General features: G+C 63.0%; 11 protein-coding genes and 2 tRNA genes. 6 read left to right on the forward strand and 7 right to left on the reverse strand.

What is annotated here, in order from left to right:
* The 7 genes from PBR20603_RS23735 to PBR20603_RS23765 all read right to left on the reverse strand — a co-directional run bounded on the left by PBR20603_RS23735 (position 1) and on the right by PBR20603_RS23765 (position 3,034).
* A tRNA-Lys gene (locus PBR20603_RS23735) sits at positions 1 to 76 on the reverse strand.
* A gap of 57 nt (positions 77 to 133) precedes the next feature.
* Positions 134 to 209, reverse strand: a tRNA-Lys gene (locus PBR20603_RS23740).
* Between the two features lie 72 nt (positions 210 to 281).
* The gene (locus tag PBR20603_RS23745; protein ID WP_246174965.1) at positions 282 to 467 is read right to left on the reverse strand and encodes a hypothetical protein; all 186 of its coding nucleotides are present in this window, start codon (positions 465 to 467) and stop codon (positions 282 to 284) included.
* 174 nt (positions 468 to 641) lie between these two features.
* Complete coding sequence (locus PBR20603_RS23750; RefSeq protein WP_010804600.1) at positions 642 to 881, reverse strand: hypothetical protein; 240 nt, start codon at positions 879 to 881, stop codon at positions 642 to 644.
* A 433-nt stretch (positions 882 to 1,314) separates the two neighbouring features.
* Complete coding sequence (locus PBR20603_RS23755) at positions 1,315 to 1,647, reverse strand: DUF4148 domain-containing protein (protein WP_150561913.1); 333 nt, start codon at positions 1,645 to 1,647, stop codon at positions 1,315 to 1,317.
* Positions 1,648 to 1,894: 247 nt separating this feature from the next.
* A complete protein-coding gene (locus PBR20603_RS23760; RefSeq protein ID WP_150561914.1) occupies positions 1,895 to 2,512 on the reverse strand; it encodes a LysE family translocator in 618 nt (205 codons plus the stop codon).
* Positions 2,513 to 2,566: 54 nt separating this feature from the next.
* Positions 2,567 to 3,034, reverse strand: coding sequence for a rhodanese-like domain-containing protein (locus tag PBR20603_RS23765; protein ID WP_150561915.1), 468 nt, complete (start codon positions 3,032 to 3,034; stop codon positions 2,567 to 2,569).
* Positions 3,035 to 3,517: 483 nt separating this feature from the next.
* Here PBR20603_RS23765 and glnA point away from each other — a divergent pair, with 483 nt between their 5' ends.
* From glnA to PBR20603_RS23795, 6 genes are all read left to right on the forward strand, one after another.
* The gene (gene glnA / locus PBR20603_RS23770; RefSeq protein ID WP_039371869.1) at positions 3,518 to 4,933 is read left to right on the forward strand and encodes a type I glutamate--ammonia ligase; all 1,416 of its coding nucleotides are present in this window, start codon (positions 3,518 to 3,520) and stop codon (positions 4,931 to 4,933) included.
* Positions 4,934 to 5,207: 274 nt separating this feature from the next.
* Entirely contained in the window at positions 5,208 to 6,314 is a 1,107-nt protein-coding gene (gene glnL / locus PBR20603_RS23775; RefSeq protein WP_150561941.1) for a nitrogen regulation protein NR(II), read from the forward strand.
* Positions 6,315 to 6,376: 62 nt separating this feature from the next.
* Positions 6,377 to 7,960: a nitrogen regulation protein NR(I) gene (gene ntrC, locus PBR20603_RS23780; protein ID WP_150561916.1), complete on the forward strand. Its 1,584-nt coding sequence runs from the start codon at positions 6,377 to 6,379 to the stop codon at positions 7,958 to 7,960.
* Positions 7,961 to 8,014: 54 nt separating this feature from the next.
* Positions 8,015 to 8,896 carry a dTDP-4-dehydrorhamnose reductase gene (gene rfbD, locus PBR20603_RS23785; protein ID WP_150561917.1) on the forward strand — a complete coding sequence of 294 codons (882 nt, stop codon included), beginning with the start codon at positions 8,015 to 8,017 and terminating at the stop codon, positions 8,894 to 8,896.
* 134 nt (positions 8,897 to 9,030) lie between these two features.
* Positions 9,031 to 11,880: a pentapeptide repeat-containing protein gene (locus tag PBR20603_RS23790; RefSeq protein ID WP_150561918.1), complete on the forward strand. Its 2,850-nt coding sequence runs from the start codon at positions 9,031 to 9,033 to the stop codon at positions 11,878 to 11,880.
* 275 nt (positions 11,881 to 12,155) lie between these two features.
* The gene (locus tag PBR20603_RS23795; protein ID WP_150561919.1) at positions 12,156 to 13,139 is read left to right on the forward strand and encodes a flagellar brake protein; all 984 of its coding nucleotides are present in this window, start codon (positions 12,156 to 12,158) and stop codon (positions 13,137 to 13,139) included.
* The last annotated feature ends 20 nt before the right edge of the window (positions 13,140 to 13,159 follow it).

Genomic DNA, 13,159 nt, shown 5'->3' on the forward strand with positions numbered 1-13,159 from the left:
TGGTGGGGCGTGAGTGACTCGAACACTCGACCTACGGATTAAGAGTCCGCTGCTCTACCAACTGAGCTAACGCCCCGATACAACCGGGAATAAAAAAGGCTGCACGGCAAAGCAGCCTTTTTCAGAATTCGTTTGGTGGGGCGTGAGTGACTCGAACACTCGACCTACGGATTAAGAGTCCGCTGCTCTACCAACTGAGCTAACGCCCCAACGAGACCGAGATAATATCGGCTCTTCCGCAGGGGGTCAACCCTAAATGGTGAAAATCCGCAAAAAAGGTCTCAGGCGAGCAGCGGAACCAGCTCGAAGGCCAGCACCGCGAGAACCGCGCCGACAACCACGAGTAGCGAGCGCCAGCACATTCGAATAGCGCCCTTGCAGGGCATTGCGCCCACAACGATCGCGCCGAAGACCGCGATCGCAAACATGCTGACGAGTTGGGCGTTGGAAACGTGGGGCATGATCATGGTCGATCTCCCTGCCGCTATCGCATGAGTTAAGACGCGATTCCAGTATAGAAAATGGTCCTTTCCAAGCAAAGCGGCGCGACAACCGGGATTTCCCCAGTGGCCGCGCCGTGCGTTGTTGCTTTGCGATCTGTCCGATTCAGTCGACTCGAACGCCGCCTATGAACATCAACGTTATTCGGGCAGGTCGAGAATCAGGACGATCGTCCATGCGTCCTCGCCTTCGTGGTGGTACTGACGTTCCACCACGATAAACGGTTGCTTCTTGTCGCCTTGGCCGAGGAACAGCACGTCACCTTCGGCCGGCATGCATTCGATCGGCGGCAACGCGAGCGGGGTGCCCTTGGGGACGAGTTTCTCGGCCTTCTTCGCCGCGCGCTCGGTCCATTCGATATCGAATTCGATCTGACTCACCGGATGATCCTGTCTATGCAAAATGAAACGGCTGCATGGTAGCACGCAGCTTGCGACGCAAACGAAAAAAGCCCGCTCCCTGGGCGGGGAGCGGGCGAAGGTCCCATGCGATAACGGGGAACGCATGGCGACAGGAGATGCGCCCTTGGAAAACCGTCGGTGCCTGCTTGACCCGAGGGGAAGAGAACGGGTCTGTGGAGGCATGACGGCTTATCCGGAAAGGCGTGGGCGCGCGCCTGTCGACGGGACAATACGAGGTGACGCAACACAGGCAGGCGATGCCGTCCCGCCTGTGCGCGTCACGTCGTGCCGCCGGGGTACGGCAACACGACGAGGGACGGTGTGGCCCGGCGTGGCTCGCGTCGATCAAGCGCGAGCGACGCTCGGTCCGGGTGAGGGCGTTTGCGATGCGCGGTGACGTCGGGGTGACGCCTTACGGATTCGAATACTTCATCTCGCCGCTCTGGCGGGCTCGCACGAGTTCGTCGTACACCTGAGCACGGGGCTTGCCCGGGGCGTTGCTGCGCGTTAGCGAATTGAGTACCGGATACTCGTAATCGTTTTGCGGGATCAGCCCCTCGGCGCGTGCGTCGGCCAGTTCCTGACGCACTTGTTCGCGCGTCACTTGCGACGATTGCGGCACCCGGGCGAATTGGGAACCTTCGGGATAGGCGTCGCTGGTGCGCCCGCTTTGTGCGAAGGCGGCACCGGCCGCAGTGGCCATCACGGCCGTCATCAGGGCCGAGGCGATGCGCTTGCGATTCATGACGATAACTCCTGTTCTTCTGTGTTGCGGGGCGCGCAATGCATCGGTACCGGCGTTGCGCTTGTGGCGACGCGGTTGCGTTGTGTGCGACCGTTGAACAGAGTCTATGCGTCTGGCTATCGCGGAAAAACGGCAATTGAGCGAATAAATACTTACGGGAATAGCAACAATGCGCGCCGCTCGTTTCCAAAAAAAACGCCACCCATGAGGTGGCGTCTTCGATCGGCCGGTGGGACCGGCGTTGCGCTTACCGGGTAGCGATCGCGACGGCCGCGCCTGCCATGACCGTACCGGTCGCGCGATTCAGGCGTCTCACGGCACGCGCCGAACTGAGCAGTTGACGGGCGCGCGCGGCGAGAACGATGTAGCTGCCGAACACAATTGCGAGCACTGTCAACGTGACGCCGACGACTTCGATATAGCCGAGCGCCGTTACCTTTTGCAGATCGAGCAGGTTAGGCAGCAGCGCAAAGTAGAACACCACGACCTTCGGGTTGCCCATGGTGACGGACAGACCGCCAAGAAACAGCCGCCACGACTTCTCACGCGGCGCAGTGGTCATCGGCTCCGTGGGGGCGATCGCCGGGGCGTGCCACATCTTCCACGCCAGATAGAGGAGGTAGGCGGCGCCCGCGTATTTGATTGCCAGGAAGACGCCCGAGAATGTATGCGCCAGTGCGGCTACGCCCAGGACTGCCAGGGTGAGCCAAACCACATCGCCGATCGCCACGCCCGCTGAAAACGCGATCGCGCCCTGCATGCCGCGTCCGAGGACTCGCGCGACGATGGCCGCAATCCCCGGACCTGGGGTGCCAGCGCCCACGAAAAGGGCGAGAGCGAATGTCAGTAGGTGTGTCCAGTCCATCTCGGCGTCTCCTCGCGTTGATGATCTTCAGGGTTGTCTGATAAAGCGAGCGGCTCAGGCGCCGAGCCAGGGAAGGCCGCGGAAGCACCAGCCGCTCACATGTTTGCGATGGCCTGCACTGTCCTTGTCACCTTCGAAGCCCTCGAGAATGTCGAACGACTGCGTGTAACCTGCTTCGAAAGCGACTTTTGCCGCTGCCTTCGAGCGAGCGGCGCTGCGGCACAGGAACAGCAGCGGCGTGTTCTTGTCGGGCGTCTGGGAGGCGAGTTGTTCCAGAAAGTGCTCATTGGGCACCCCCCCGGGGTAGCGCACCCATTCGACGTTGGCGTATTGACCGTCAGGCACCTGCGGACGACCGACCCAATCGAGTTCGGCACGTGTGCGCACGTCGATCAGGCGAACGTTGGTGTCGGCGTTGAGTAGCGCGAGGGCTTCTTCGGGTGTCACGGCACCCGCGTAGGCGAGCTGGGCAGTGGCGCGACGTTGGGCGGCTTGATCGAGAATGGCTTTGGCGCTTGTCATATTGCTGTGATCTCGTTGGTCGATGGTTGTCCTTCATTCTAGCGTGTCGTTCGTGCGAGATGCGCTTTGGGTGACATTGAACGTCGGGGCGTCGGGAGGAGTGCTGTGCTTGAGTATTGAAGGCGTATGCTTTCGAAGCGCATTAGGACGGTGCAGCGAGATGCACAACATCGGTTCGCCATATTCGGCTGCTGGCACCGAAAAGGTGCATAATCGACGAATGCACCAATGATGTGCCATATCGGTGTGTGCTGCACCGAAATGGAGAATATGGGCCCATGAGCGGGAATTCGGGGCTGGGCGCACCAGAATCGATTATTCCCTTAGAAATCAGGGGAAACGACTGGAGCAAGGCGAGTTGGCAGGGCGTTGGCACGCTTCCTGCTTTACTCAAGCGAATCCGAACACGGAGTTCGTTAAGAGGGTGCGGCGACGCGGGCGATAAGCGCCAGCAGCGCCAGATTGAATCTTTCGGGAGATAGCATGAGCAAATCTGTGGCAGATGTGATTAACCTGGTCAAGGAAGAAGACGTCAAGTTCGTTGACTTCCGCTTTACTGACACGCGCGGCAAGGAACAACACGTCTCGGTGCCGGTGTCGCACTTCGACGCTGACAAGTTCGAGAGCGGTCACGCTTTCGACGGTTCGTCGATCGCTGGCTGGAAGGGCATCGAAGCCTCGGACATGCTGCTGGTGCCGGACCCCAACACTGCCTACATCGACCCGTTCTACGAAGAAAGCACGCTCGTGCTGACCTGCGACGTGATCGAGCCGGCCGATGGCAAGGGCTACGACCGCGATCCGCGTTCCATCGCCAAGCGCGCCGAAGCCTACCTGAAGAGCACGGGCCTGGGCGACACCGCCTTCTTCGGTCCGGAGCCGGAATTCTTCATCTTCGACTCGGTCCAGTGGAGCACGGACATGTCGGGCACGTTCGTCCGCGTGAATTCGGAAGAAGCCCCGTGGTCGTCGTCGAAGGACTTCGAAGGCGGCAACACCGGCCACCGTCCGGGTACGAAGGGCGGCTACTTCCCGGTCGCACCCGTCGACACCTTCCAGGATATGCGCTCGGAAATGTGCCTGTTGCTCGAGCAACTGGGCGTGCCGGTCGAAGTGCATCACCACGAAGTCGCGGGTCAAGGCCAGAACGAAATCGGCACCAAGTTCTCGACGCTGGTCGAGCGCGCCGACTGGACGCAGATTCTGAAGTACGTCGTGCACAACGTGGCACACAGCTACGGCAAGACGGCCACGTTCATGCCGAAGCCGATCGTGGGCGACAACGGCTCGGGCATGCACATCCACCAGTCGGTCTGGAAGGATGGTCAGAACCTGTTCGCCGGTAACGGCTACGGTGGTCTGTCGGAATTCGCGCTGTACTACATCGGCGGCATCATCAAGCACGCTCGCGCGCTGAACGCCATCACGAACCCGTCGACGAACTCGTACAAGCGCCTCGTGCCGCACTTCGAAGCCCCGGTGAAGCTGGCCTACTCGGCCCGTAACCGTTCGGCCTCGATCCGTATTCCGTACGTTGCCAACCCGAAGGGCCGCCGCATCGAAGCGCGCTTCCCGGACCCGATGGCCAACCCGTACCTGGCCTTCTCGGCCATGCTGATGGCCGGTCTGGATGGCGTGCAGAACAAGATTCACCCGGGCGAAGCTGCCGACAAGAACCTGTACGACCTGCCGCCGGAAGAGGATGCAAAGATCCCGACCGTGTGCTCGAGCCTCGAACAGGCGCTGGAATACCTGAACGAAGATCGCGAGTTCCTGACCCGTGGTGGCGTGTTCACGGACGGCATGCTCGATTCGTACATCGCACTCAAGACGGAAGAAGCACGCCGCGTGGCCATGACCACGCACCCGCTCGAGTTCGAACTGTACTACTCGCTGTAATCGAATCGCTGCGCAGGGAATGCGCCGGCATGACGGAACGCCAGCGGCCGACCGTCATGCTCGACAAGCAAGGGGGATGGCCGCGGCCGTCCCCCTTTTTTATCCGCAGCGCGCATTCACCTCGTAGCCAGCCATGAACCTATCGCCTCGATCCTTGATGAAAAGTGTCCGCGCTGGTGCGAAAGGGCAGACGAAGCGTGCTTCGCATGCCGCTGCCGATGAAGACACCCCTGCTTCCGAAATGACGACCGACGCAGCCGGATTGTCCGGTCATATGTCGACGCTGCACACGAGCGTTGAGCCGTGGGAGGCGAAGCTCGCAGCGACCGGTATCCTGCCCGGTCTCGAAGCGTTGCCCACCGTGCTGCTCGTGCTCGAGAAGCACACGCTGCGCGTCGTGTTCGCCAATCCGGCCGCCGAAGCGCTGCTTGCGCTCTCGCGCCGTTCGCTGTCGCAGATGACGTGGAACGATGTCTTCACCAACGGCGAGGTGCTTTCGTCCACGTTGGTCGATCTCATTGCCAACCACTTTCAGACGACACGCCTCGATTTGGTGCTTGAGCGCACCGCACAGGAGCCTTTGCATACGCACGCCATCGTGGCAGCCCCCGAAGCGGCGCCCGACTTCGTGATCGTCGAGCTGATCGAGAACGAGCAGAAGATCAAGAATGAACGCGAAGAGCGCATCATCGATCAGGCGTTGATGAACAAGCAGCTCATTCGCAATCTGGCGCATGAGATCAAGAACCCGCTGGGCGGCATTCGCGGCGCGGCGCAGTTGCTCGAATTCGAGCTGGATCAGCGTGAATTGCGTGAGTACACGCAGGTCATTATCAAGGAGTCCGACAGGCTGCAAACGCTGGTCGACCGCCTGCTCGAGCCGCATCGCCATCCCTATATCGCCACGGACGTGAACATCCACGAGGTGTGTGAGCGCGTGCGTTCGGTGGTGCTTGCCGAGTTTCCCCAGGGTTTGTCGATCGAGCGCGACTACGACGTGAGCCTGCCGGATTTTCGCGGCGACAAGGAGCAACTCATTCAGGCGTTGCTCAACATCGTGCGCAATGGCGCGGAGGCCTTGCGCGAGCAAATCGCGCGGGGCGACGCACGCATCGAATTGCGTACGCGAGTGGCGCGAAAGATCACGATTGCCAAGCGACTGCACAAGCTGGCATTGGAATTGCATGTGATCGACAACGGGCCTGGCATTCCCGCCGACATTCGTGATCGCATCTTCTATCCGCTCGTCTCCGGGCGAGATGGCGGAAGCGGTCTGGGACTCACGCTGGCGCAGTCGTTTGTGCAGCGCCACGATGGTCTGATCGAATGCGAAAGCCGGCCCGGACGGACGGATTTCCGAATCCTGCTGCCCCTGGGCTGATGCGGCCCTCACGCCGTCGGCCGTAGCACCTGCGGCCGGGCATAGACGTTACACGGTGAACAATGAAGCCGATCTGGATAGTAGACGACGACCAATCGATTCGATGGGTCCTGGAAAAGGCGCTCTCGCGTGCCAACCTGCCGGTGCGCAGCTTTACGGGTCCGCGCGAAGCCAGCGCGGCGCTCGAACACGATTCGCCGCAAGTGCTGGTTTCGGACATCCGCATGGCGGGCGGTTCCGGACTGGAACTGCTGCAAGCGGTCAAGCAACGGCATCCCGGACTGCCGGTCATCATCATGACCGCGTTCTCGGATCTCGATAGCGCGGTGGCCGCCTTTCAGGGAGGCGCGTTTGAATATCTGGCCAAGCCGTTCGACGTGGATCGTGCGGTCGAACTGATTCTGCGCGCGGTCGAAGAGAGCCTGCGTGAGGCGACGGACGACGAGCGCATTACCGAAGAGCCCGAGATTCTCGGGCAGGCCAGTGCGATGCAGGACGTGTTCCGTGCCATCGGCCGTCTATCGCATTCGAGTGCGACCGTGCTTATTACCGGGGAATCCGGGTCGGGCAAGGAACTGGTCGCACGGGCGCTGCACCGGCATTCGCCGCGCGCCTCGGGGCCGTTCATCGCGCTCAATACGGCGGCGATTCCGAAGGATCTGCTGGAGTCCGAATTGTTTGGTCATGAGCGCGGTGCTTTCACCGGCGCGCAGGCCACTCGGCGCGGGCGCTTCGAGCAGGCCGAGAGCGGTACGCTGTTCCTCGACGAAATCGGCGATATGCCGCTGGATTTGCAGACCCGTCTGTTGCGCGTGCTCTCAGACGGCAATTACTACCGCGTGGGCGGTCATAGTCCGATCAAGGCGAACGTTCGGGTGATCGCGGCCACGCACCAGAATCTGGAAGATCGCGTGCGCCAGGGGCTGTTCCGCGAGGATCTGTATCACCGCCTGAACGTGATTCGCCTGCGTCTGCCATCGTTGCGCGAACGTAACGAGGACATTCCGCTGCTCGTGCGCCACTTCCTGCAGAAGAGCGCGCGCGAACTGGGTGTCGAGACCAAGCGCATCAGCGAAGCGGCATTGGCGCATCTGACGCGCTTCCCGTTCCCGGGCAACGTGCGTCAACTGGAAAACCTGAGCAACTGGCTGACGGTCATGGCCCCGGCGCAGACGGTCGAGATCAAGGATTTGCCGCCTGAGTTCCAGACACTCTCGGCGACGTCGATGACCGGAGCGGGCGTTTCTGCGAGCGCGCCGGCGTACGCTGCTGCGTCGGCCTCCGCGGTGGCGGCATCGGTGCCTGCAGGTGCGGCACCCGCGTATGGCGGCGTTGGCGCCGGGCATGTGGCCATGGGAGGGGCTGCGAGTGTCAACGGCGCGCCTGCGGTGAGCGGCGTTGCCGGGGCATCGGGGGAGGTCGCGGGGGCTGAGAGCTGGGAGCCGATCCTGCGCCGTGAGGTGGCACGTCTGCTTCGTTCGGCGTCGCCCGACGTGATGGATCAACTGACGCGCAGATTCGAGACCGCCCTGATCAACGAAGCACTCGATTTCACTCGCGGGCGCAAGGTCGAGGCGGCGAGCCGTCTCGGCATTGGCCGGAACACCATTACGCGCAAGATCCAGGAACTGGGGCTGGAAACCTGACACCAATCGCGGTAGGCTCCCGAGTTCACTATTGAGCGACAAGGGAGTCGGAACATGGCAAGACGCATCCTGTTGACGGGGGCCACCGGGCAGGTGGGCTGGGAGCTGGCACGTAGCCTGCAGGGCATGGGTGACGTGTACGCCCCCGGGCGCAACGAGATGGACCTGCTCGACACCGACAGCGTGGTGCGAACCCTGCGCGACTTCGCCCCCGACATGATCGTCAATCCGGCGGCATATACGGCGGTCGATCGTGCCGAGACGGACGAGGCCGCTGCGTATCAGGTCAACGCCGTCGTGCCGGGAATCATGGCCGAAGAGGCCAGGCGAATCGGCGCGCTTGTCGTTCACTACTCCACTGACTACGTTTTCGACGGGACGTCCTCCACCCCGTATCGCGAGGACGAACCCACCAATCCGCAGAATGCCTACGGTCGCACCAAGCTGGCGGGTGAGGCCGCTATCGCGGCGAGCGGCGCGAATCATCTGGTGCTGCGCACGAGCTGGGTGTACGGTTCGCGTGGCGCGAATTTCCTGCTCACCGTCCAACGCCTCGCCCGTGAGCGCGATGAATTGCGGATCGTGTCCGATCAGCATGGCGCGCCGACATGGTGCCGCACGATTGCCGAGCTGACGTCGCAGGTTCTGGTGCAGGGGTTTGGCGAGAAGGGCGTTGATGCCGATTTCTGGCGTGAGCGTGGCGGTCTCTATCATCTGACGGCGGCCGGGCAGACGACCTGGCACGGGTTCACTGAAGCGATTCTCGATCTGAGCGCACCCGAAAAGCGTCCGAACGTTGTGGCGATTCCGACTTCTGCCTATCCGCTGCCGGCCAAACGCCCGGCGTATTCGATTCTTGACAACGATAAGCTCGCGAGTGCCTTCGGCGTTCGAGCGCCCGACTGGCGCGACGCGCTTGCGCTCTGTCTTGGCTGACACGACGACACGACGGCGTTCCCTGCCTGGGTTGCGCACCAAATCGGAAATTCCTCAGCGCGCGGCCCCGAATTCCTTCGGCAACATGATGGCTTTTTTGCGCACGCCCACAAGCGCGTGCCAAGGAGTGGCGCATGTTGTCGGTTCAGAACTGGAATTCCGGCAGGGAACAACCTGCTACGGTCGCGCGCGATATCGAAGGCGTTGCCGTTGGTCGCGGCACATTGTCGTCTTCCGATATCGCTGCGCGCAGCGCGGCACCGCCTGAGGCGCTGCGTCGCGCAATTCTGCGTGCGGGCGAGGACGAGCGGCGTACGATCGCGCGGCAAGTGGCGTGGCTGGTCAACATTCTGCCTTCGGGGCCGGGGGCACCGGGGCAATACGCAAGCATTGAGCGGCTGGCGGTCAGGGCGGACGCGTCGTTAGGCGAGTTGCCGTTCGACAAGGGGGCGCTCATGCAGGCGTGGATCACTCGCTTCGCGCATTTGCTCGACGGCGAGCGGGCCGCAGCGGTGGCCCGCGATCTGGTGACGTGGTGCGGGATGGGGGATGGTCAGTCGGCAACGGCCTCGCTATGGCATTGGCTGCCAACGGCCGATGAGGCGTCGGGGGATGTGCTGGCGTGCGAGCGGCTGCCCATGCGCGAGTGGCCGGTTTCCGTCCTGAGTGTTGCGCTGACGTTGTCGAATTTGCGCAACGCCATGCTTCCCGATCTGTGGATGCCCAATGCCGATTTGCGTGGCGTCATGGCGCCGGGCGCGCAGTTTTGCGGCGGCCATTTCAATGGCACGTGGTGGGCCGGGGCATCGTTACCCGAGGCGGGGTTCGCGAGTTCGAAGCAGATCGGTGCAGATTTTGAGCGGACGAATCTGCGGGGTGCGCACTTTCGAGCGGCGGATCTGAGCGATGCGCGGTTCGTGGGGGCCGACCTTCGCGGGTCTGAAATCTTGCATACCGTCATGTACGGTGCCGATTTGAGTGAAGCCAAGTGTCAGGGGCTGACGTTCGAAAAGGCGCGTATGGACAACGCGTCGTTCCAGCAAGCCAAGTTGCATGGCGCTCGTTTCATCGCCGGCAGCGCCCATGGCATGACACTGATCGGTGCCAAGGCGAAGCGATCGCAATGGACCTCAATGTCGATGCCTAAGGCGCAGGTGTTGGGGGCCGATCTTCGTGGCGCTGCATTCCGCCAGTGCGTACTCACGGAATGGGATGCGCGAGGGGCGAAGCTCAACGGTGCGTTCTTTGAGTCTTGCGATCTGCGCAATGCCCGGTTTTGCGGCGCGAGTCTCAAGCACCTGCGCATCGGACCTGATTGCAATCTGGCCGGCACGCAATGGCAGGATGCTCGTGTTCGTCTCGACGTGCCATGGCTGCGCAGCCTGACGCCGCCAGAACTCGACAAGGTTGTACGGTCGTGGATGACGCTTCCGCCCGATCAGCCGGCGGCGCGCGCGAATGTCTTCATGCAACTCCTCGTTGCACTGAGCCGCAAGCCGGGCCTTCTCGACATTGGGCGCGAGATTGCGCCGCCACTGCATCGGCTGCCTGAGCATGTGCGTCGCAGCGACTGGCTCGGATGCTTGCTGGCCGCATTGAGCGAGGCCGGGGGCGTTGGCGAGCATGATGAATTTGCCGTGTTGCGTGCCGAATGGCTGGCGCATACCCTCCGTGAATTGACCGACGTGCCGTTAGGGCGCACCCGCGCGGAATGGGTCACGGCGTCGCTGATGAGGGCATTGCACCGAGAGTGCGGACTTGTCTCGCAGAAGACGCCCTGGGCATTGGCTGGGGCAATGTGTCAAACGCTCTACTGGGCTGGAGAAGGGGGCGGGGGTGTGGGGCCACTGCGTGCCCAGGCGTTGCGGGCGGCGTGGTTCGATGCGCTGCCGGCGCAGGTGCATGTGGCACTCTCCGCCGACGGGATCAACGCGTCCGATGCGCGTTTTGTCGTGCTGATTCGGGCGGATGGCAACGTTGCCGCGCGTCTGCCGGTGCCTCTGCTGGCGCGGCTTCTCGGTGCGAATGCCGGTGGCGAACTGAAGGCGGGTGACGCGCCCTTCGCTCGGGACACGCTGCCGGGTTGGCACTGGCTGGGCACGCGGGTGGTGGTGCGCGACGTCGAATCGCCCGGCGATTTTCTGCCTGGCACCATGTCACAGCTGCCGGGTCTGTTGCGGGAGTTCGGCTTCCTTGCCGGGCTTTGGCCGGTGGAGCGACGCGTGGATGCCTTCGTCAGGCTGATCGGACGCTGGTGTGGCAGCGAAGGCGCGCATCGAGCCGACGCCGCATGTCACGGAACGTGGGACGGCTTGCCCGCCGATACCGATACCGCTGCCGATGGCACGGCATCGGCGGACGCCGCACGCGACATGTTAAGTCCCGCCGACCGGTTGGACGCTCTGGTGAGGTCGGCGCGCGCTCCCGGTCATGTGCAATTGCGACGCGCGGGGTATGCCGACATCGAGGACGTCTTCCGAGACGTTCCATTGAAGATGCCGGACGGACAGGCGCCACTGAGTGCATCGATGTCGAGGCGGGTTCGATTCATTTCCCTCGTCGCCGGGTTGAGCTGGCTGGCGACTCAGCCGGAATGGCAGCGTCCCTGGTCGACTGCGACCGACGAGTCGAGTGCGCTTCGGGGAGCGACGCCTTGCGCGGAGGCACCCCGCCTGTATCGTCACTATGCGCTGACTTTACTCAACGAAACGATGAGCGGTGACACGGCATGGCGTCATCTTCCGCAGGCAATCGCGTTGCGCATGTGCTTGTCGAGCGAGGTCGACTCGGCGGAAGCATTGGCGGAACGGCTGGTCAATTGGCTGACATGTCCCGAGATACGGTACCTGCCGGGGCTGGCGCAGGCATGCCGTCACACGCTTCCCTGGTTCTGGGCGATACGACTGCCACTTCGGGCGGACGCGCTTCGGCAGGCGATGGTCGACCGGCGCGGTTCCGTCGGCACCGCATCGGTCGATGCTTAATGGGGTTTGAGCAGCCTTTTGCCCGATATTTCGCCGTCAGGACACACAGGCTTTCGTGGTAAAAATACGTACGCGCACTGCGCCGCGCTTCATGGCGGGGCGTTTCCGGCCGGCCGGACGCGTAGCATCTCTGTAGTTGGCGACATTTGTGGGGTTTTGGCCACGGATGCCGGTGCGAAGAGGGCCGCCCAAGACGCGGTCCCGCGTGCCGGAATGCGGGGAAGGCCAATGCCTTGTTCCCAGGCTCTCAAGGGTTTCGTAACCCTCCCAGCACCATGCACTCGACTTGTATCGCGTCAGGCTATCCGGGGTTCGTGGCGGTCAACCGCCGCGAGCTTGACGCACACGTTCCGCTTTCCTGGCCCTTATTCGACGCCGACGGCACGCCGCTGCTGGCGGCGGGCGAACGTTTGCCATCCGAGGCCGATCTCGATTGGCTCTTCACCATGTTCGCGCCGCACCGGCCGTTGCCCGAGGGCGCCACGACGGGCGAGGCCGCGGGTCGCACGGAGGCGGCAAACTCAGCGTCCCCGCTCGAGGCGGGGGCGTCGACGGTGTATCTCCACGGGTTGCCCATCCCGTTGCTCATCGGTGCGTGGGTGCAGGTGCGCGTCGCCCCGGATGCCGAGACCACGCGTGTGCGGGCACGGTTGATTGGCCGGGCGCCCAACGGCATGTTGATCCTCACGCCGCCCATGTCGGGCGAGACACGATTGCCCGTGTCCGCAGGCGACAGGCTCGCACTCTGGACGTTCCCAGGCGACAACCTGTACGAGTTCACGTGCGACGTACATAGCGTCCATCACGGACCTTTTGACTATGTCGTGGTTTCGCGTCCGGCGCAGGTCCGTGAGACGCCGGTGCGCCGCACGCCTCGTGTCGATACGCGGTTGGTCGCGCGACTGTCACCGCTGGACGAGACGACGCGGGCGTCATTTACCCGCATGCTGGCCGACCCGCAGGATACGCCCGAGTGGCTGGTGCTTGTGCGAGACATCAGCGCCGATGGGGCGGGGATCGTGGCGAAGGCGCCGTTACCCGAAGGCTGCCATCACGTCGCGCTGCAGTTCCGCGTGCCGATCGGTGCGGACGTCGTGCCGATTCTCGGCATGGCAGCCGTGCGTGGCGTGGAAGGTCCGCGCGTCGATGGCACCTGGGCCTACGGCCTTGAGTTCATGCAGATGGACGCACGTAACAAGGCGGCGATTCGCTGCTTCGTCTATGAGTCGCGTTTGACCGACCCGCGCGCGAGCCACTGATTCGCCACAGATTCGCCGAG

It is taken from the genome of Pandoraea bronchicola (assembly GCF_902459805.1).
Lineage (GTDB): Bacteria > Pseudomonadota > Gammaproteobacteria > Burkholderiales > Burkholderiaceae > Pandoraea > Pandoraea bronchicola.